The sequence below is a fragment of the Dinoroseobacter shibae DFL 12 = DSM 16493 genome (assembly GCF_000018145.1).
Taxonomy (GTDB): domain Bacteria; phylum Pseudomonadota; class Alphaproteobacteria; order Rhodobacterales; family Rhodobacteraceae; genus Dinoroseobacter; species Dinoroseobacter shibae.
This window is the reverse complement of the sequence record NC_009952.1, coordinates 2,810,264-2,830,549: the sequence shown is the minus strand read 5'-3', so window position 1 is coordinate 2,830,549 and position 20,286 is coordinate 2,810,264. Positions and strand designations below refer to the sequence as shown.

The following is a 20,286-nucleotide window of genomic DNA, read 5'->3' as shown; positions in this document are numbered from 1 at the left end:
CCTTAGTTGGCCGCGTACTGCTTGGGCAGGCGGAAGGTCCAGAGCATCCCCCCCTGGTTGAGGTAGTTGACCTTCTTGGCCACTTCGCCGCCCCAGAGCGGAACCGCGCCGCCCCAGCCGGAGATGACCGAGACATACTGCTCCCCATCCTGTTCCCAGGTGATGGGCTGGCCGACGATGCCGGAGCCGGTCTGGAAGGACCAGAGCTTCTCGCCGGTCTCGTCGTCGAGCGCGATGAACTCGCCCTCCGGGGTGCCGAAGAACACCAGGCCACCGGCCGTGGTCATCACGCCGCTCCAGAGCGGTGCGTCGTTCTTGTAGACCCACTTGGTTTCCATCGTGTCCGGGTCGATCGCCTTGATCGCGCCGATATGGTCCTCGAAGAGCGGCTTGATGGTAAAGCCGGAGCCCAGATAGGCGGCCCCTTTCTTGTAGGTGATCGGCTCGTTCCAGATATCCATGCCCCATTCGTTGGCGGGCACGTAGAAGTTGCCGGTGCGCTGGCTGTAGGCCATGGGCATCCAGTTCTTGCCGCCCAGGAAGCCCGGAACCGCGAAGACCGTCTCCCCCTTCTTGCCGTCGGCGGCCTCGGCCGGATCGCCCGGACGGTTTTCCTCCACGAAGATCGGACGCCCGTTCTCGTCGAGGCCCGAGGCCCAGCTGATCTGCTCCACGAAGGGCATGCCCGACACGAAGCTGCCATCCGCGGCATCCAGCACGTAGAAGAAGCCGTTGCGGTCGGCGGTTGCCAGGCGCGGGTTGCCCTCGCGGTCGTCATAGGCGACGACTTCGTTCACGCCGTCGAAGTCCCAGCCTTCCCGGGGGGTGGTCTGGAAATGCCACTTGATCTCGCCGGTGGCCGGATCGATCCCGAGACGCGAGGCGGCATAGAGGTTGTCGCCCATTCCGTCCTCGGACGGCTTGCCCGCACCGCGCAGGTGGCTGTTCCAGGGCGCTGGGTTGCCCGTGCCGAAGATCAGCGTGTCGGTGCGCGCGTCATAGGAGCCGCCGAGCCAGGTCGCCCCGCCGCCGGTTTTCCACATGTCGCCCGGCCAGGTCGCGTTCAGCGTGCCGGTCATGGTGGACGGCTCGCCGTTCAACTCTCCCATGTGACCTTCGATCACCGGACGCTTCCAGACCAGCTCGCCGGTTTCCGCGTCGCGGGCTTCGACCGCGCCGACGATGCCGAACTCGCCGCCGGAGTTGCCGGTGACCACGAGGCCGTTCACGATCAGCGGGGCGGCCGTGTAGGAATAGCCCGCCTTGTAATCGTCGATCTTCTTGCGCCAGACCACGTCGCCGGTCTTCAGGTCGAGCGCCACGATGCGGGCATCGAGCGTGCCGAAGTAGAACTTGTCGCCATAGATGGCGCCGCCGCGGTTGATCACGTCACAGCAGGGCAGGATGCCTTCGGGCAGACGCGCGTCGTACTGCCAGATCTCCTTGCCGGTCTCGACGTCGATCGCATAGACGCGGCTGTAGGAGCCGGTGATGTACATGATCCCGTCATAGATGAGCGGCTGAGTTTCCTGTCCGCGCTGCTTTTCCCCGCCGAGGCTGAAGGCCCAGGCCGGAACCAGGTTTTCCACGTTGTCCTTGTTGAGCGTCTCGAGCGGCGAGTAGCGCTGCAGGTGGCGGCCCATGCCGTTGGTCAGCACGCGACTCGTATCCGCCTGGTCATTGGCCAGGTCTTGTTCCGTGATGCCTTCTGCGTAGGCCGCGCCTGTCGCGACAACGGCAGCGGTTACAGCGGCAATAAACCGATTCATGCGGTTTCCTCCATGGTGTTACTGTCCCTAAGATCCCCGAGCAGCGGGGACTCCTCTGGGCCGTTTGTCCCCCAGAATCCGCACGCGCACCTATTGCACAATAGTCGTAACCCGTATTTTAGATGCATCTTTGGGTCCCCATACAAGCGGATCATGCTCCTCCGGACCCGTTTCTGCCGACCAAAGTCGCAGGGCTGGGTCGCGCCCGGCGCGCCTTGTGCCGGCAAATTCCCACCCCTAACACGCAAAACGGCGACCCAGGGGCCGCCGCGTGCGAGATCGGACAGGATGTCGGGGCTACTTGTCCAGCGACTGGTTCATCTCGACATCGGAGATGCTGGTCAGATAGGCGATGATGAAATCCTGCACGGTGCGGTCCTCGATGCCCACATGGCGCATCTTGGTGCCGGGCATGAAGCCGTCATTGTCTTCCATCCAGGCGCGCAGGGCGGCCGGGGTCCAGACGATGCCCGAGGCTTCGAGCGCGATGGAATAGTCGTAATCCTCGACGATCCCGGCCGCGCGCCCCACGATATTGTTCAGCGGGGGACCATAGCTTTCATGGTCGCTGTCCGGGGCATGGCAGCGGCGGCACTCGGCCTCGTAGAGCGCCGCGCCCGCGTCGATCTTGACTTGTTCGAATGTTGCCGGACCTGCCTGCGCAGCCGGTGCCAGCATCGTCAGGCCCAGGGCTGCGGCGGTGAGTATTCGGGTCATGTCGTCCTCCATTGCTTGCGGGAAGCCTAAGCCGGAGCCCCGCTTCGAAGAATGAGGTATGTCAAATCACGGCACCCTTTGAATGACGCTTTGGTCGTATTCGGGATGACGCTTTGGTCGTATTTCACCCCCTGCGCGCCTTGGTAGAGTGTGGCAAATCCGGGAGGGATCATCATGTTCATGACCAAGCTGTGCGCCGGGGTCGCGGCCCTTGCGATTACCACCGTGGCCGCATTGGCCGAAACACCCGTCCTGCGGGCACAGGTGCTGAAATTCGGCACCGTCAACTGGGAACTCGACACCATCAAGCATCACGGGTTCGATGCGGCCAACGGCTTCGAGTTGCAGGTCACCGGCGTGGCCGGCGGGTCCGCGGCCCAGGTCGCATTCCAGGGCGGCGAGACCGACGTGATCGTGTCGGACTGGCTCTGGGTGGCGCGGCAGCGTGCCGCGGGCAAGGACTACGTGTTCCTGCCCTACTCCAAGGCCGTGGGCGGCGTGATGGTGTCCGAAGACAGCCCTGTGCAGTCGCTCGCTGACCTCGAAGGGGGCAAGATCGGCATCGCGGGCGGGCCGCTCGACAAGAGCTGGCTGATCCTGCAGGCCTACGCGAAGCAGGCCCATGGGCTCGATCTCAAGACCGGGACAGAGCAGGTCTACGGCGCGCCGCCGCTGATCTTCAAGACCGCGCTGCAGGGGGAGTTGGACGGGGCGATCAACTACTGGCATTTCATGGCCAAGATGGGGGCCTCCGGCATGCGCCAGGTGGTCAGCGTCACCGATGCCGCGGAATCCCTCGGGCTGGACAGTGAGACCCCGCTGCTGGGCTACGTGCTGACCGGCGAGATGCTGGCCCAGCACCCCGAAATCGTGCGCGGCCTGGCGGCGGCGTCGCGCAGTGCCAAGGATCTGTTGGCCTCCGACGACGCCGAATGGGACCGTCTGCGCGACCGGATGAATGCCAACACCGATGCGGAATTCGAAGCCCTGAAGGCGGGCTTCCGCGCGGGTATCCCGGCGCCGGGTCCGGTGGACGAGGATGCGGCCAACCGGATGCTCAAGCTGATGGCCGAACTGGGGGGCGAAGAGCTGCTCGGCGCGGCCACGGAGTTGCCCGAGGGTGTCTTTGTCCAGCCCGGAAGCTGATCGGCGGCCCCTGCGGGTGGCTACCGACGCCAGCACCGCGGCGGGGGCGCAAGCCGAGCCGCGCGCGCCCCTTGTCCGGCTCGAGTTGCAGGAGATGGGCTTTGAGCCCGGCGCGCCGATCCTCGGGCCGCTGACGCTGGAGGTGCGCGCGGGGGAGACCCTGGCCATCACCGGGCCGTCCGGGGTCGGCAAATCCACCCTGCTGCGGATCATCGCGGGGCTCGAGTCGCGCTATCGCGGTCGGCTGACCACGCCGCCGCGGCTGGCCATGGTGTTCCAGGAACCGACGCTGCTGCCCTGGCGGTCGGCGCTGGACAATGTCCGGCTGTCCACCGGGCTGGGGGTCGAGGCCGCGCGGCGCGCGCTGGCCGAGGTCGGACTTTCGGCCCAGGAAAAACAGTACCCGACCCAGATGTCCCTGGGCCAGCAGCGGCGGCTGTCGCTGGCGCGGGCCTTCGGGTCGGACCCGGATGTGCTGCTGATGGACGAGCCTTTCGTGTCGCTCGACCCGGACCTGGCCGAGGACATGATGGTGCTCTTTGCCCGGCTTCGGGCGGCGCGGGGGCTGGCCACGATCCTCGTCACCCATGTGGAACGGGAGGCGGAGATGCTCGCCTCGCGCATCGTGGCCCTGACCGGCAGCCCCGCGACCCTGGGCGCGGAGCGTCAGAACAAGGGCGCGTATTTCCAGTTGTCGGCGTCGGGAGTGACCTCGTCCAGATCATAGCCCGCGCCGCGCAGGCGCTGGGCGGCGACGATGCCCTCGGCCGCGGCCTCGTCCACCATCCGGCGGCCCTTGATCGGATCCTTGGCGATCCCGCGTCCGCGCAGCAAGTCTATGCCATGGTTGAGTTTTCCGACCGCATCCCCGGCCTCGGCGGCGCGGCGGTTCCACTCGGCGGCGGCATCCGGGTTCTCGTCGGCCCCGAGGCCGTTGTCGTCGAGCTGGCTCATCCAGGTCATCGCCCCGGTATAGCCGGCCTCGGCGCAATTCTCGAAAATCTTGCGCGCGTTCTCGTGGTCGCCGGACTTCGTGAGCATGTAGCCCGAGGCGCAGAGCACCATGTCGGTCTCGCCCCGGTCGGCGCGGTCCAGCATGGATTGCCAGGTCATCTCGTCGGGGTTCAGGGTGCCGCCGGGATCGACCTCCGCTTCGTCGGCCAGCGCGGGGCCGGCCAGAAAGGCACAGAGAATCAGGGGTATGGTACGCATGGCGCCTCCAGGGTTCGGGCCATGATAGCAGGGGCCGGGGCTTCGGTCATCCCTTGCGCTTGATCATGCCGCGGGCCGGGTCGTAGCCCCAGAGCGCCAGCGCCATGAACCCCGCGCAGGCCAGCGTGGTCCAGCCCAGGGCGGGCAGGTTCAGCTCGCCGTAGAGCGCGAAGCGGATCAGCTCGACCCCGTGGGTGAACGGATTGAGCGCGCAGATGTCATGCAGAAGTTCGGAACTTTCGGCCATTTTCCACAGCGGATAGAGCGCGGAGGAGAGGAAGAACATCGGGAAGATCACGAAGTTCATCACCCCGGCGAAATTCTCCAACTGCTTGATAAAGCTCGACAATGCCAGCCCGAGCGCGCCGAGCATCAGGCCCGCCACGAGCAGCGCGGGAAAGGCCAGCAGGTAGCCGTGCCAGGGCATCTGGATGCCGAAAAGCGCGGCGATGGCGAGAAACGCATAGGCCTGGGCGATGGAGATCAGGGTGCCGCCCGTGAGCTTGCAGAACAGGAGCCACCAGCGCGGCAGGGGCGAGGTCAGCAGGAGGCGCATGGAGCCCATCTCCCGGTCGTAGACGAGGCTGAGCGACGACTGCATCCCATTGAAAAGCAATATCATTCCGCACAGGCCGGGCACGATGTAGACCTCGTAGGTGATGTAGGTCTGGTAGGGCGGGATGATGCTGAGTCCCAGGGCCGCGCGGAAGCCCGCGGCGAAGACCAGCAGCCAGACGAGGGGGCGCACGAGGGCCGCGACGAAGCGCTCGCGCTGTTGCAAAAAGCGGAAGGCTTCGCGCTCGACGATGGCGAAAAGGGCGATCAGATAGGGGCTCATGGGCGCGTGCTCCGACCGTCGAAAAGGCGCGCCAGACCCGGTCGGATCGGCGTCGGGCAGGTGTCGGGCAAGTGTCGGGCAAGTGTCGGGCACATTGTCTGACAATCCGGGCGCGGGGGCCGGGGACGGACGCCGCGACAGGCACGCCCACAGCTTGCGATGCGGATCGGGCGCGGGGCGCGCGCGGCGGGACAGCGCGCCCCTCGGGGGTGCGGTGCGCGCGCGGTGGCCGCGATCTTCGGCCGCTGGGGGCCAGGGCGCGCAAGCGGTTTCGAAACCGCTTGGTGGCGCGTGCGTCCGGCGCAGGCGCGAGGCGGCCGTGGCGGCGGGCTGTCTGGCAACCGGAAGAGGGCGCGGCGCTGCGACCCGCGATCCGGCGCGCAGTCCGGGCCCTCCGGGTGCGACCGGGCGGGGTCAAGCGGTTTCGAAACCGCTTGTCGGCGCCGGATGTCGGGCGGGGGCGCAGGGGGGCGGCGGGCGGTCATGCGGGCTGCGCCGTGACGCGGAGGAAATGCTCGGTGAGCGGGGTGTTGCCGCGGATCTCGGCGGCGGTCCCGTCGGCGCGGATCTCGCCCTTGTGCAGGATCAGCAGCTGGTCGGTATCGCGGATCTCGTCCGTGAGGTGGGTGGCCCAGAGCACGGTCAGCCCGGTCTCCGCGGCCAGATCGTGGACATGGGCGGTGATCGCGGCGCGGGAGGCCGCATCGAGCCCCACGGTCGGCTCGTCGAGCAGCAGCACCGAGGGTGAATGGATCAGGGCGCGGGCGATCTCGGTCCGGCGGCGGTGGCCGCCATTGAGGTCGCGCACGGTCTCCCGCCGCCGCTCGGCCATGTCGAGCCGGTCGAGCGCGGCGTCGATCCGGCGGGCGGCCTCGGCCCCGGCCAGCCCGTGCAGGGCGGCGAAGTATTTCAGGTTCCGCTCCACCGAGAGCGACACGTCCAGGGTGGATTGCTGGAACACCACGCCGATCTCGGCAAGGGCCGCGCGGGGCGTCTTGCGCAGCTCATGCCCGGCCACGGTGATGGTGCCTTCGGGGCTGGTGAAAAGCCGGGTGAGCAGCCCGAAGAGCGTGGACTTGCCCGCGCCATTGGGGCCGAGCAAGGCGCAGAACGCGCCTTGCGGGATGTCGAAGCTGACATCCGACAGGGCGCGCCTGGAGCCGTAGGAGAAGCTCAGGTTGCGGACGGACAGGCCCGTCACGCGCGTCTATTCGATGGTGATTTCAAGGCGCTGGGTCTCTCCGGTGGAGCCTGGGATACGCAGATAGTAGCTGCCCGGCTTGATGGCGACAAACCCGATTTCCATCTCGCCCGCATCGTCGAACTCGATGGAGTTGACGCCGAGGGGGCGAATCTCGAGGTCGTTGACCACGATTTCGTCGATCCAGATCGCGCGGAAGAACTCGGCCCCTTCCAGGGCAAGCTCGGCCGAGCCGTCGCCCTGGATCTCGAACTCGTAATAGGTGCCGGATGTCAGCACCCACGGGGCTTCGGAGAGCGGCGTGCCGGAGCTGAGCATGATCGGGGGCAGGTCGGCCTTGTTGGCCGAGGACAGGATGCCCGCGCGGCCCCAGTCGCTGCGCGGCGCGCCGTCGGCGAAGCTTGCGGCGGGCAGGGCGAGGGCGGCGACGAGGGGGAAGATGAGGTGTTTCATGGGGTCTCCATCAAGTTTGAGTCACGGGTAGGCCGGGGTTCACCCCGGCGCGGGAAAGGTTTTTTTGGGGGGGAAGGCGGGGAAGTCCCGCCCTGAGGATGCAGATCTATTCGGTGGGACGCATGGCGGCCCCCCAGGGGAACCGGCCGACCTTGATCGACTTGATCGCCTCGCGCTTGGCCACGTCGATCACGGTCACGTCGCCGGACACCCCATTGGTGGTGAAGACCAGCGAGCGGTCGGGCGAGAAATCCATGTGCCAGACCCGGCGGCCCACGAGGATGTAGTCCTCCACCTCGTAGGTTTCGGCGTTCACCACCGCGACGTGGTTCGACGGCCCGAGTGCCACATAGGCGTGGGTTTCGCCTTCAGTGAATTCAAACCCCACGGGCTGCACCCGGTCGGGGTGGACGCCATCGACCTCGAAGGAGATCTTGGTGATCTCGCTCTGGTCTTCGACGTTGAACACCGAGATCGTGCCACCGATTTCGGCGCTGACCCAGAGCTCGGTCCCGTCCTTGATGAATTCCGCGTGGCGCGGGCGGCTGTCCACCAGGGTGTTGGCGAAGAGCGTCTGGGTCTCGGTGTCGATCCAGTGCGCCATGTTGGTGGTCTCGGAGGTGGTGATGGCGATCTTGCCGTCCGGAGAGACGGCCATGCCCTCGGGTTCGATCCCGACATCGATCTGGGCGATGACCTGGCGGGACTCGGTATCCACCACGGTGGTGATCGCGTCATCCTCGTTGGCGATGTAGAGGTGGCGGTCGTTGGGGTGCAGGACGAACTGCTCGGGGTCTTCGCCCGAGGGCAGGTCGTGCAGGATCTCGCCGGTGACCGGGTCCATCACCTGCACCGTGTCGCTGTCGGAGGCACAGATATAGACGCGGGAGTAGTCCTTGGAGAAGGTGATGCCGCGCGGGCGCTCGCCGGTCTCGATGGTGCGGACCACTTCGAGGGTGGCGATGTCGATCACGCTGATCGTGTCGTCCTTTTCGTTGGTCACCCAGATCTCGCCCGAGGCGAGGGCGGCGGTGGTGCCCAGCAGCAGGGCGGTGGTGGCGGCGGCGGTCAGGGTCGGTCTCATGGTGTGGCTCCGGCTCTGGATGGTTGGGGGGCGCGTTGGCCCCGGGGAACGGGCGGGACGGGTCAGTCGAAGGCGGTGCAGGCGCTTTCGGGCTCGTCGAGGCCGAGCGTGTCAAGCTCGGTACGCTGGTGCAGGAAACCCTCCAGCGGGGCCTGGGCGACCAGGGCGCGGGGGTGGACGATCGGGATCGGTTGGCGCAGCTGGCCGTTCCAGGGGCGGAAGGTCAGCGGGCGGCCCTTGAAGCCCGCCAGCTCGAACGTGTCGCCGAGGATGTAGCTGCGCAGGGTGGGCAGATCGGCGGCGGAGGTGCGCACGACCGCCTCGCCCAGGCTGCGCATGGCCGCCCAGGCGGCGTAGTCCTTCGACTCCATGTCGCGCCCGATCGTGTCGGTGAAGCGGGACTGGAGCTGGGCCGCGCCCCATTGTTCGACCACCGGCGACCAGGTGCGGGGGCTGAGCCCCTCGGAGCCGGCGACCGGGCGGGGCTGCCAGGTGTTGTAGAGGATGTAGCGGCCGAAATCCTCGACCTCGTCGGCCACCAGCAGGGCGTCGTAATCGCCGAAATCCTGGGTGAAGAGGGGCACTTCCTGCGACGCGTTGCGGCGCATGTCGGCATCGAAGGCCCAGGTTTTTTCGGCCTCGAGGGACAGGCCGAACTTGCGCAGGGATTTGCGGAGCGCATCCGCATAGGCCACGTCCACCGGGTAGGTGCCGGAGATCAGCACCAGGTCGTCCCAGCGTTTGAGCACCAGAAGCTGCGCCAAGGCATCGGTGCGCATGGCATCCGAGGGCAGGGTGTGCAGCACGTTGGCGCGGCACTCGGCGTCGCGCAGGGCCACGTCCGCGGCGGCGACGTTGAAGATCAGCGCCTCGGCCGCCTCTGGCATGTCGGCGATGGCCAGCAGGTCCGCCGCCGGGGCGTCCACCAGCAGGTAGGGGGTTTCGGCCAGGGCCGCGCGGGCCGCGGCCAGCAGGTCCTCGCCCTCGGCCACCTCGGTGATCTCGAGCGTGTAGGTATGGCCCAGGAACTTGCCGGTGGTGGTATTGTCGTCCAGCCCGACGCGGGCTCCGGCCATGCCGAGATCCTCGGGCTGGGGGTCGAGATTGGACAGGGTCGGCGGAAGGGGGACGTCTTGGCGCAGGTAGTGAACGGACAGCTCCACGGCGGCGGCAGGGCCTGCCAACAGGGCCGCGGCACAAAGGCCCAACGGTATGCGATGCATGTGATCCTCCCTTTTGACCGGACGGTACGAACAACGCTCTGCGGAGTAAAATGCGACCAAGGTATGAGGATGCGTGCCGCCGACCGGGGCGGTGCCGGGTCGACCGGGCCTCGGCGATGAGCGCGGGCGGTGCACCGGATTAGACGCTTGTTTTCAGGGGTTAACGGTCGGGTGCGCGGGGATGGGCCCTGCCGCGGCATCATGCCCTTGCTGCACGAAGGTCTGTTGAACCAAAGTCCAATTCTGCGGCTGCACGCTCTCGGTTAAAAGCGGGGCGAACATATCAAACAACCTTCGTGGGAGCTGAGGAAAATGGACCTGAAGACGACAACACAACTGGCCTTCGCCGCCGTTCTTGCCGCCACGATGGCCCATGCCCATGGCGATGTCTCGCCACAGCCGGTCGATACGGACGTCCTGCCGGAGGTCGGTGAAGAGTGGCTGACCGAGAACCCCTACCGGGACCTGGAGCCGGAGCTTTGGAAGACCGCCATCGATATCGGGGCGTCGGGCTACAACCAGAACTGCGCGCGCTGCCACGGGCTGGGCGCGGTGTCTGGCGGGTTGGCGCCGGACCTGCGGTACCTGGAGGCCGAGGAGTATGGCGACGAGTGGTACATGGAGCGCTACATCTATGGCTACACCCAGAACGGGATCACCAAGATGCCGGCTTTCGGCGACCTGCTGGGCCAGAAGGCGGCCTGGGCGATCCGGCTCTATATCGAGACGCGGCCGGGCGAGGGCGCGCTGGATGACCACCAGGACCGCCTGAAGGAGATCCGGGACCAGCTCATCGCGGGGGATGTCGGCGACGAGGCGGCGCTGAAGGCCGAGCTCGAAGCGATCGCCGCTGAGGTTTACACCGAAAGCGGCGCGCCGCTGGCCGACAGCGTGGCCTGGCGGGCCGCGGCCCAGCTGGCGGGATCGCCGGAAAGCTACAAGTCCGCCGCAGAGACCTTGACGGTCGGCCTGTCTGCCGCGCAATAATCGGCTCAGCCACGTTTCGGCGCGCGCCGAACAACATAAAAAAGCGCGCCGATCCAATACCATGGGAGGAAGAATGGTCCGCATTTCCGTCTGGATTGCTGCTGCCATCATGTCGACGATTACCCTGAGCGCACCGGCCCATGCCGACCGGTGCGCCGATTGGGTTCCGCAACCCAAGCCCCAGAATGTCGGCCGCGACATCGTCGGTCAGGACCTGGACACGATCCAGGAGCGGGGCTTCGTCACCATCGCCGTTTACGAGGATTTTCCGCCCTATTCGTGGAAAGAGGGCAACACGCCCCGGGGGATCGATATCGAGATCGGCAAGCTGATCGCCGAGGATATCGGGGTGGAGCCGCGGTTCAACTTCGTGGCCGCGGGCGAGACGCTGGATGCGGACCTGCGCAACAATGTCTGGCGCGGCCCGATCATCGGCGGGGCGGTGTCCAACATCATGATGCGCGTGCCCTATGACAGTGCCTTCACCTGCCGGGTCGAGCAGGTCGTCTTCACCGGGCAGTATTACAAGGAGAGCATCGCCATCGCCTATGACAAGGCGAGCTATCCCGAGGAAAAGCCGGTGCCGGCCTATTTCCGGTTCGACACCGTGGCGGTGGAGAACGACTCGATCGCGGATTTCTACCTGTCGTCCATGGCCGGGGGGCAGCTTCTGAACAACATCCGCCGCTTTACCACCATGGAGGAGGCGATGGCAGCGCTCGATGCGGGCGAGGTCAAGGCGGCGATGGGCCCGCTTGCGCAGCTGGAGCATGGGGCGACGGAGCGGATCGGCGTCCACCAGCCGCCTTTGCCGGGCTTCGCGCGCGGCGAGTGGACCATCGGGCTGGGCATCAATTTCGCCTATCGCCCGCTGGCCTATTGGGTCGATGACGCGGTGCGCTATGCCCTGGAGGACGGGCGCATAGAGCAGATCTTCGCCGACTACGGCCTGCAATTCCGGCCGCCGGAGCGTTGAAATCTGCGACCTTAGTCTGAATAGTCGCACCCTGTGCCCGTGCTAGGCTCACTCACAACCGGAAAGGAAGACCCCGATGCATCTTACCGACTCGCGCGACATCGCCGCGGACCCACAGACGGTCTGGAATGCCTTGCTGGATGCAGAGGTTCTCAAGGCCTGTGTGCCGGGCTGCCAGGAGATGCACGGCTCCCCCGAGGAGGGGTTCGAGGCCGTGGTGGTTCAGAAGGTCGGCCCGGTAAAGGCCACGTTCAAGGGCTCGGTCGAGTTGCAGGACATGGTCGCGCCGGAGAGCGTCAACATTGTCGGCGAGGGCAAGGGCGGGGCCGCGGGCTTTGCCAAGGGCGGCGCCAATGTGCGGCTGGAGCCGATCGAGACCGGCACGCGGCTGCATTACGACGTGGATGCCAAGGTGGGCGGCAAGCTCGCGCAGCTCGGCAGCCGGATCATCGACGGGTTCGCCAAGAAGATGGCGGATCAGTTCTTCGCCAAGTTCCAGGAAACCATCGAAGGCCCGGCGCCGGAGGGTGGCGACGACGAGGGCGGGACGGATGAGGCCGCCGAGGGCGGCAAGAAGAAGGGTTGGCTCAAGAAGCTCGTAAGCTGAGGCCGACCCGTCGGACGAGACATGATTAAGGGATCAGGGAGGATCTGAATGACATCTGTAACGATGACCGTGAACGGCAAGGCCCGCTCCGGCGAGGTGGAGGGGCGCACGCTGTTGTCGTCGTTCCTGCGCGACCAGCTGCACCTGACGGGCACCCATGTGGGCTGCGATACCAGCCAGTGCGGCGCCTGCGTGGTGCATGTGGACGGCGAGGCGGTGAAGGCCTGCACGGTGCTGGCGGCGGACGCGGACGGGGCCGAGGTCACGACCATCGAGGGCATGGCGAATGCGGATGGCTCGCTGTCGGCGATCCAGGCGGCGTTCCAGGAGCATCACGGGCTGCAATGCGGGTTCTGCACGCCGGGCATGGTGATGTCGGCGGCGGCGCTGCTGAAGGACAACCCCAAGCCGAGCGAGCACGAGATCCGCGAGTATCTCGAGGGCAATATCTGCCGCTGCACCGGCTACCACAACATCGTCAAGGCGATCCTGGCGGCCTCGGGCCAGCAGGTCGCGCCGCCGATGGCCGCGGAATAACCACTGAGCTTGGCTGCTGGCGCTATGGTGCGCCCGGCCGGATTTGACCCAGGATACTCCGAGGGAGAATGACATGCCCAAAGATGGTGGCATTGGCGCCAGTTCAAAGCGCCGCGAAGACGTCCGGTTTCTGACCGGCCGGGGACGCTACACGGACGACATCAACCTGAACAACCAGACCTACGCCTATTTCCTGCGCTCGGAAGTGGCCCATGGCAAGATCAACGGGATCGACACCGCCGCCGCCGAAGGCATGGACGGGGTGATCCGGGTGTTCACCGCCAAGGATTTCGAGGGCGTGGGCGGGGTGCCCTGCGGCTGGCAGGTCACCGACATCCACGGACAGCCCATGAAGGAGCCCAAGCACCCGGTGCTGGCCGAGGGCAAGGTGCGCCATGTGGGCGACCCGATCGCCGTGGTCGTGGCCGAGAGCCTGGAGCAGGCCCGCGATGCGGCCGAGGCGATCGAGCTGGATATCGAGGAGCTGCCCGCGGTCATGGACATGAAGGCCGCGCTGGCCGAGGGCGCCACCAAGGTGCATGACGATCTGGACGACAACCTCTGCTACGAGTGGGGCTTTGTCGAAGAGAACCGCGCAGCGGTCGATGAGGCGATCAAGAACGCGCACCATGTCACGACGCTGGAGCTGACCAACAACCGGCTGGTGGCCAACCCGATGGAGCCGCGCGTGGCGGTGGGGGATTATCACCCCGGCACGCAGGATTACACGCTCTACACCACCTCGCAGAACCCCCATGTGATCCGGCTCCTGATGGGCGCCTTCGTGCTGGGCATCCCCGAGCACAAGCTGCGCGTCGTGGCCCCGGATGTGGGCGGCGGGTTCGGCTCGAAGATCTATCACTATGCCGAGGAAGCCTTCGTCACCTTCGCCAGCGGCCAGATCGGGCGGCCGGTGAAGTGGACCTCGTCGCGCTCGGAGGCGTTCGTGTCGGACGCGCATGGTCGCGATCACGTGACCAAGATCGAGCTGGCCCTGGACGAGAACCACAAGTTCACCGCCCTGCGCTGCGACACCTATGCCAACATGGGGGCGTATCTGTCCACCTTCGCGCCGTCGATCCCCACATGGCTGCATGGCACGCTGCTGGCGGGCAACTACACCACGCCGCTGATCTACACCAACGTGAAGGCGGTGTTCACCACCACCACGCCGGTGGATGCGTACCGTGGCGCGGGCCGTCCCGAGGCGACCTTCCAGCTGGAGCGGGTCGTGGACAAGGCCGCGCGGGAGCTTGGCGTCGACCCGGCGGAGCTGCGCCGGATCAACTTCATCAAGCCCGAGCAGTTCCCCTATGACACGCCGGTGGCGGTGACCTATGACACCGGCAACTACCACGCGACGCTCGAAAAGGGCCTGGAGATGGCCGGGGCCGACACGTTCGAGGCGCGCGCCGCCGAGAGCAAGGCTCGCGGCAAGCTGCGCGGCTTCGGCCTGGCGCATTTCATCGAGGCCTGCGGCATCGCGCCCTCGAACCTGGTGGGACAGCTCGGCGCGCGCGCGGGACTCTACGAGAGCGCCACGGTGCGGGTCAACGCCACCGGCTCGATCAGCGTGATGACGGGCTCGCACTCCCACGGGCAGGGGCATGAAACCGCCTTCCCGCAGGTGGTCGCGGAAATGCTCGGCATCGACGAGAACATGATCGAGATCGTCCATGGCGACACCGCCAATACGCCGATGGGCATGGGCACCTATGGCTCACGCTCCATCGCGGTGGGCGGCTCGGCCATGGTGCGCGCGACCGAGAAGATCATCAACAAGGCCAAGAAGATCGCAGCCCACCTGCTGGAGGCCGCCGAGGGCGACATCGAGCTCAAGGACGGCGCGTTCACGGTCGCGGGCACGGACAAATCCGTCGCCTGGGGGGATGTGACGCTGGCGGCCTATGTGCCCCACAACTACCCGCTGGAGGATATCGAGCCGGGGCTGGAGGAGACGGCGTTCTACGATCCGTCGAATTTCACCTACCCGTCGGGCGCCTATATCTGCGAGGTCGAGGTGGACCCGGACACCGGCAAGGTGGACGTGCTGGCCTTCACGGCGGCGGATGATTTCGGCAATGTCATCAACCCGATGATCGTCGAGGGCCAGGTCCATGGCGGCGTGGCGCAGGGGATCGGGCAGGCGCTGCTCGAGAACTGCTCCTACGATGCGGACGGGCAGCTCCTGTCGGGGTCGTACATGGATTACACCATGCCGCGGGCCGACGATCTGCCGATGTTCGAAGTGGACCACTCCTGCATCACGCCCTGCACCCACAACCCGCTCGGGGTGAAGGGCTGCGGCGAGGCCGGGGCCATCGGCTCCCCGCCGGCGGTGGTGAACGCGGTGATCGACGCGCTGCACCGGGCGGGCCAAACCCATGTGACCCATATCGACATGCCCCTGACGCCGAGCCGCGTCTGGGCAGCGATCCACGGCAAGTAAGCGACGGGCCCTGCCTTCGGGCGGGGCTCCCTTCAACGGGAGAGAGATATGCACAATTTCGAGTTTGTGAAACCGACCACCGTCGCGGATGCGGTCAAGGCCCTGTCGCGCGACGAGGCCCAGGCGCTGGGCGGGGGGCAGACCTTGCTGCCCACCATGAAGCAGCGGCTGGCCGCGCCCGAGACCCTGGTGAGCCTGTCGGGCATTGCCGAGATCAAGGGTGTCTGCACCAATGATGCGGGCGAGATCTGCATCGGTGGCGGCACGGTTCACGCGGTCGTCGCGCGCGAGACCGCGGCCAAGTACCCGGCTCTGTCGGACCTGGCGGGCAAGATCGGCGATCCGGCGGTGCGCAACCGCGGCACGATCGGCGGCAGCCTTGCCAATAACGACCCGGCGGCCTGCTATCCGGCGGCGGCGCTGGGATCGGGGGCGACCATCGTGACCAACACGCGGGAGATCGCGGCGGACGACTATTTCCAGGGGATGTTCACCACCGCGCTCGAAGAGGGTGAGATCATCACGGAGGTCCGCTTCCCGGTGCCCGAGAAGGCAAACTGGCAGAAGTTCGTCCAGCCCGCCTCGCGCTTCAGCCTTGTGGGCGTGTTCGTGGCCAAGTTCTCGGGCGGCGTGCGCGTGGCCGTGACCGGCGCGTCGGAAGAAGGCGTGTTCCGCTGGACCGAGGCCGAGGCGGCGCTGAGCGGAAATTTCTCCGCCGATGCGATCAAGGATCTGTCGGTTCCGGCGGACGGGATGATCAACGACCTGCATGGCACGGGCGCCTACCGGGCGCATCTGGTCAAGGTGCTGACCGGGCGCGCGGTTGCCGCCGCCTGACACGGGCGCGCATTCGACAGACAAGACCCCCGTTCGGCGCGCGCCGGGCGGGGTTTTCTTTTGAGCCCCGCGACGGGCTGCGAAGGGTCTGGTCCTGCCCGCGGGCTTTTTCTATGTCTTGAAGCGCGCAAGGGAGTCGCGCGGCCGTCCCGGCCGTGGCCTGAGATCGGAGAGTACATGCGTGATGTGAAACGAAAGATCGGCGCGCTCGCGTTGTCGGTCGCCTGTGTCGGGCCCGGTGCGGCCGCGGCCTTCGAGCTGGGCCCGGCCTGGGAGCGGCATGTGACGGTGTTCGGCGCCTCGATGACCGAGAACACCTCGTTCGACGTGATGTCCTTCGATGTGACCTGGGCGGACTCCTACCTGGTGGGCGTCGCGGCCGGGATCGAGCGGCAGATCGGTGCCAGCCGGTTCAGCTGGGGCATCGAGGGGCAGTTGGTGCGCCATTTCGGCAAGATGGACCATTGGGAGGTGAACCTGCCCGTGGTGCTGCGCTATACCCCGCCGAACCCGTGGATCGATGCGTTCGAGAGCTTCGCCTACGGGCTGGGCCTGTCCCACGCGACCGATGTGCCCAGCGTGGAGGTGGAGCGCACGGGCGAGTCCCAGCGCAACTTCTTCTTCTGGAAGGCGGAGCTGGAGTTCAACACGCCGGTGGAGGACAGCACCTTGCTCGTCGGGTTGCACCATCGCTCGGACGGTTATGGCACGTTCGAGAATGACAGCGGGTCGACCGCGGTGTCGGTGGGCTGGAAACGGGCGTTCTGAGCCTGGTGTGCCAATGACAACAGCCTCCCCGGGGGGAGGCTGTTTTCCTGTGGGCCGGTGCCGGGGTCGGGCGGCGGTGCCCAGGGGCGCGGCTCAGGCCGCGACGAGGCCCATGGATTCGAGCTTCAACAGCACCTGCTGGGCGCAATAGTCGACCTCGGTCCCTTCGGTGTCCAGCACCAGCTCGGCATTGGTCGGCGCCTCGTAGGGGTCGGAGATCCCGGTGAACTCCTTGATCTTGCCCTCGCGCGCCAGCTTGTAGAGCCCCTTGCGGTCGCGGCGCTCGCATTCCTCGAGGCTGGTGGCGACGTGGATTTCCACGAAGGCGCCATAGGCCTCGATCATCTCGCGCACGGCCCGGCGGGTGGCGGTGTAGGGCGCGATGGGGGCGCAGATCGCGATGCCGCCGTTCTTGGTGATCTCGGAGGCGACATAGCCGATGCGGCGGATGTTGATGTCGCGGTGTTCCTTCGAGAAGCCGAGCTCGGACGACAGGTGCTTGCGGACCACGTCGCCGTCCAGCAGCGTGACCGGGCGGCCGCCCATTTCCATCAGCTTGACCATAAGCGCGTTGGCCACGGTGGACTTGCCCGAGCCGGACAGCCCCGTCAGAAACACGGTGAAGCCCTGCTTGGCCCGCGGCGGGCGGGTCTTGCGCAGTTCGGCCACCACTTCGGGGAAGGAGAACCATTCGGGGATCTCCAGCCCCTCGGACAGGCGACGGCGCAGCTCGGTGCCCGAGATGTTCAGGATCGTGACCTCGTCCTTGTCCTTGATCTCGTCCATGGGTTCGTATTGCGCGCGCTCCTGGACCCAGACCATGTGTTTGAAGTCCACCATGGTGATGCCCATTTCCTCTTCGTGCTCGCGGAAGAGGTCTTGCGCGTCATAGGGGCCGTAGAAATCCTCCCCGGCGGAGTTCTTGCCGGGGCCGGCGTGGTCGCGGCCGACGATGAAATGGGTCACACCGTGGTTCTTGCGGATCAGCCCGTGCCAGACCGCCTCGCGCGGGCCGGCCATGCGCATGGCCAGGTTCAGAAGGCTCATGGTGGTGGTGGCGGCCGGGTACTTGTCGAGCACCGCCTCGTAGCAGCGCACGCGGGTGAAGTGGTCCACATCGCCGGGCTTGGTCATGCCGACGACCGGGTGGATCAGCAGGTTGGCCTGGGATTCGCGCGCGGCGCGGAAGGTCAGCTCCTGATGCGCGCGGTGCAGCGGGTTGCGGGTCTGGAAGGCCACGACCTTGCGCCAGCCGAGCTTGCGGAAATAGGCGCGCAGCTCGTTGGGCGTGTCGCGGCGGGCGCGGAAGTCGTAATGGATCGGCTGCTGGATGCCGGTGATGGCACCGCCGAGATAGACCGGGCCCGCGACGTGGTGCAGGTAGTTCACCGCCGGATGCGCCAGGTCGTCGGCGCCGAAGACCATTTCGGCCTCGCGGGCCTTGTTGGGCACGTATTTGTCGGAGATCGACAGGATGGCGAGGATCACGCCCTCCTGGTCGCGCAGGGCGATGTCCTGGCCCGGCTCGACCGTGTCGGCGAAATCCTGGCTGATATCCAGGGTGATGGGCATCGGCCAGAGCGAGCCGTCCGCCAGGCGCATGGTTTCCACCACGCTGTCGTAGTCGTCCTTGCCGAGGAAGCCCTTGAGCGGGTTGAACCCGCCATTCATTAGCAGCTCCAGATCGCAGATCTGGCGCGGGGTCAGGTCCCAGGAGGGAAGCGACGCGGCTTCGACCTTCAGCTTCTGGGCGCTGTCGGCGGAGACGTAGAGCTCCGTGATCGGGGCGTGGGGGTTTTGCATCGGAAAGCTCCTGAATTGGGGGGGGATCGGGTATTGGGCCGAGCCGGTCAGCTCGGCATGAAGGGCGGTGAACTCGGTGAACTTGCGGGCGAGGAACTTGTCGATGAGCCGGGTTTTCTGCGCTGCACCCCGGGCCGTCAGGCCATAGGCGAAACGCTGGCGCCGGTCGGTCCCGGTCCGTTCTGTGATCTCGATCAGCCCGGCCTCCGCGGCGGCGCGCAGCTGCGCATTGACCCGGCCCAGGGAGATGCCCAATGCCCCGGCCAGGGCGCGCTGGGAGGCGTCCGGGGTCAGGTCGAGCTGCCGCAGCAGGCGGAAGAGCAGGTCTTCCTCCTCGGCGGAGATCGGTTTGGGCTGGGCGTTCATCGGGGCGGGACTCAATATGTGTTCACGGCTGAACGCATATGGCAGCCAACCCGATCTGCCAAGAACAATTTGCGATCGCGGTAAACGCTGTGTTGATCCGGGCACAGGGCGGGCGATGGACGGGTTTCGCGCGGCGTATTGATAGGAATTTCCTATCGTGTGGCGTTGGGCGTTCGGATTTGACCTGAGTCAACAAACTTAGAACGATTCCAAGTTAGGCCGGGCAGGCTAAGGTCCACAAGAAAAGGAGTTTCTCATGGCCTGTCACCCAGCCCTCCGGTTTGGCACTGTTTCCATGCTTGTTCTGGCCGCGTCCGCGGCGTCCGCGTCCGACCTGCAGGAGCAGGCGCGCGAGCTGTTCGAGCCGGTGCCCTCCACGATCCCGGCGCTGCGCGACAACCCCGTCACGCCGGAGAAGATCGACCTGGGCAAGGCGCTGTTCTTCGACCCGCGGATGTCCGCGTCGGGGGTGTTTTCGTGCAATTCCTGCCACAACCTGGCGACGGGCGGCGACGACAACATGCCGGTCTCGATCGGCCATGGCTGGCAGAAGGGGCCGCGCAACTCGCCCACGGTGCTGAACGCGGTGTTCAACATCGCGCAGTTCTGGGACGGGCGGGCCGAGGACCTGGCAGCGCAGGCCAAGGGGCCTGTGCAGGCGGGGGTCGAGATGGCCAACACGCCGGAGAACGTGATCGCGACGCTCAACTCCATGCCGCAATATGTGGAGTGGTTCACGGCCTCCTTTCCCGAAGAGGCCGACCCGGTGTCCTTCGACAATTTCGCTAAGGCGATCGAGGCCTACGAGGCCACGCTGATCACGCCCGCGCCCTTCGATGCCTATCTGAACGGGGACGAGGCGGCGCTGAGCGAGGACCAGAAGGAGGGCCTGGCGCTCTTCATCGACAAGGGCTGCGCCTCTTGCCATAACGGGGTGAACCTGGGCGGCAACGGCTACTATCCCTTCGGGCTGATCGAGAAGCCGGGGGCGGATGTGCTGCCGCCCGATGACATGGGCCGATTCGCGGTGACCGAGACGGCGGATGATTCCTATGTCTTCCGGGCCTCGCCCCTGCGCAATATCGAGCTGACGGCGCCCTATTTCCATTCCGGCGTGGTGTGGGACCTGAAGGCCGCGGTGCAGATCATGGGCGACTCGCAGCTCGGTGCCGATATCACCGAGGATGAGGCGGACAAGATCGTGGCCTTCCTGCGCGCCCTGACCGGGGAGATGCCGGAGGTGGTCTATCCGATCCTGCCGGTGGAAACGGCGGCGACGCCGCGGCCCACGGGCGAGGTTCTGCCCTGAGCCA

General features: G+C 66.5%; 19 protein-coding genes. 10 read left to right on the top strand and 9 right to left on the bottom strand.

All coding sequences use genetic code 11. From position 1 onward, the window contains the following. Positions 1-2: 2 nt before the first annotated feature. Positions 3-1,769, bottom strand: coding sequence for a PQQ-dependent methanol/ethanol family dehydrogenase (locus tag DSHI_RS13565; RefSeq protein ID WP_012179334.1), 1,767 nt, complete (start codon positions 1,767-1,769; stop codon positions 3-5). Between the two features lie 297 nt (positions 1,770-2,066). After that, entirely contained in the window at positions 2,067-2,486 is a 420-nt protein-coding gene (locus DSHI_RS13560) for a c-type cytochrome (RefSeq protein ID WP_012179333.1), read from the bottom strand. 174 nt (positions 2,487-2,660) lie between these two features. Between DSHI_RS13560 and DSHI_RS13555 the strand changes: the two genes are divergently transcribed. Together DSHI_RS13555 and DSHI_RS13550 are read left to right on the top strand one after the other, a co-directional pair. Beyond that, positions 2,661-3,632, top strand: a complete 972-nt coding sequence (locus DSHI_RS13555) for an ABC transporter substrate-binding protein (protein ID WP_012179332.1) — start codon at positions 2,661-2,663, stop codon at positions 3,630-3,632. Next, the gene (locus tag DSHI_RS13550; protein WP_245533011.1) at positions 3,607-4,359 is read left to right on the top strand and encodes an ABC transporter ATP-binding protein; all 753 of its coding nucleotides are present in this window, start codon (positions 3,607-3,609) and stop codon (positions 4,357-4,359) included. The genes DSHI_RS13555 and DSHI_RS13550 overlap by 26 nt, the downstream gene beginning before the upstream one ends. On the opposite strand, the gene DSHI_RS13545 is transcribed toward DSHI_RS13550, so the two are convergent. The 6 genes from DSHI_RS13545 to DSHI_RS13520 form a co-directional block, all read right to left on the bottom strand. Continuing rightward, positions 4,299-4,844: a tetratricopeptide repeat protein gene (locus tag DSHI_RS13545; RefSeq protein WP_012179330.1), complete on the bottom strand. Its 546-nt coding sequence runs from the start codon at positions 4,842-4,844 to the stop codon at positions 4,299-4,301. The genes DSHI_RS13550 and DSHI_RS13545 overlap by 61 nt on opposite strands. Positions 4,845-4,890: 46 nt before the next feature. Then, positions 4,891-5,682 (bottom strand): ABC transporter permease, encoded by a 792-nt coding sequence (locus tag DSHI_RS13540; protein ID WP_012179329.1) that lies wholly within the window; start codon positions 5,680-5,682, stop codon positions 4,891-4,893. 481 nt (positions 5,683-6,163) lie between these two features. Continuing rightward, on the bottom strand, positions 6,164-6,883 hold the full coding sequence (locus tag DSHI_RS13535) for an ABC transporter ATP-binding protein (protein ID WP_012179328.1): 720 nt from the start codon (positions 6,881-6,883) through the stop codon (positions 6,164-6,166). A gap of 6 nt (positions 6,884-6,889) precedes the next feature. Next, on the bottom strand, positions 6,890-7,336 hold the full coding sequence (locus tag DSHI_RS13530; protein ID WP_012179327.1) for a hypothetical protein: 447 nt from the start codon (positions 7,334-7,336) through the stop codon (positions 6,890-6,892). Positions 7,337-7,442: 106 nt separating this feature from the next. Beyond that, the gene (locus DSHI_RS13525) at positions 7,443-8,420 is read right to left on the bottom strand and encodes a YVTN family beta-propeller repeat protein (RefSeq protein ID WP_012179326.1); all 978 of its coding nucleotides are present in this window, start codon (positions 8,418-8,420) and stop codon (positions 7,443-7,445) included. Between the two features lie 62 nt (positions 8,421-8,482). Next, on the bottom strand, positions 8,483-9,643 hold the full coding sequence (locus DSHI_RS13520) for an ABC transporter substrate-binding protein (RefSeq protein WP_012179325.1): 1,161 nt from the start codon (positions 9,641-9,643) through the stop codon (positions 8,483-8,485). 312 nt (positions 9,644-9,955) lie between these two features. Here DSHI_RS13520 and pedF point away from each other — a divergent pair, with 312 nt between their 5' ends. From pedF to DSHI_RS13485, 7 genes are all read left to right on the top strand, one after another. Next, positions 9,956-10,630, top strand: coding sequence for a cytochrome c-550 PedF (gene pedF, locus DSHI_RS13515; RefSeq protein WP_012179324.1), 675 nt, complete (start codon positions 9,956-9,958; stop codon positions 10,628-10,630). A gap of 73 nt (positions 10,631-10,703) precedes the next feature. Continuing rightward, positions 10,704-11,606, top strand: coding sequence for a substrate-binding periplasmic protein (locus DSHI_RS13510; RefSeq protein WP_012179323.1), 903 nt, complete (start codon positions 10,704-10,706; stop codon positions 11,604-11,606). Positions 11,607-11,682: 76 nt separating this feature from the next. Next, a complete protein-coding gene (locus DSHI_RS13505) occupies positions 11,683-12,213 on the top strand; it encodes an SRPBCC family protein (RefSeq protein WP_012179322.1) in 531 nt (176 codons plus the stop codon). A 48-nt stretch (positions 12,214-12,261) separates the two neighbouring features. Next, positions 12,262-12,750 (top strand): (2Fe-2S)-binding protein, encoded by a 489-nt coding sequence (locus DSHI_RS13500; RefSeq protein WP_012179321.1) that lies wholly within the window; start codon positions 12,262-12,264, stop codon positions 12,748-12,750. Between the two features lie 73 nt (positions 12,751-12,823). Next, on the top strand, positions 12,824-15,199 hold the full coding sequence (locus DSHI_RS13495; protein WP_012179320.1) for a xanthine dehydrogenase family protein molybdopterin-binding subunit: 2,376 nt from the start codon (positions 12,824-12,826) through the stop codon (positions 15,197-15,199). Between the two features lie 48 nt (positions 15,200-15,247). Beyond that, positions 15,248-16,036, top strand: coding sequence for an FAD binding domain-containing protein (locus tag DSHI_RS13490; protein ID WP_012179319.1), 789 nt, complete (start codon positions 15,248-15,250; stop codon positions 16,034-16,036). Positions 16,037-16,213: 177 nt separating this feature from the next. Next, positions 16,214-16,804: a hypothetical protein gene (locus tag DSHI_RS13485; RefSeq protein WP_012179318.1), complete on the top strand. Its 591-nt coding sequence runs from the start codon at positions 16,214-16,216 to the stop codon at positions 16,802-16,804. 93 nt (positions 16,805-16,897) lie between these two features. Here DSHI_RS13485 and DSHI_RS13480 read toward each other — a convergent pair whose 3' ends face one another. Next, positions 16,898-18,973 (bottom strand): bifunctional sulfate adenylyltransferase/adenylylsulfate kinase, encoded by a 2,076-nt coding sequence (locus DSHI_RS13480; protein ID WP_012179317.1) that lies wholly within the window; start codon positions 18,971-18,973, stop codon positions 16,898-16,900. A gap of 256 nt (positions 18,974-19,229) precedes the next feature. On the opposite strand from DSHI_RS13480, the gene DSHI_RS13475 reads away from it, so the two are divergent. After that, a complete protein-coding gene (locus DSHI_RS13475; RefSeq protein WP_012179316.1) occupies positions 19,230-20,282 on the top strand; it encodes a cytochrome-c peroxidase in 1,053 nt (350 codons plus the stop codon). Positions 20,283-20,286 lie beyond the last annotated feature (4 nt).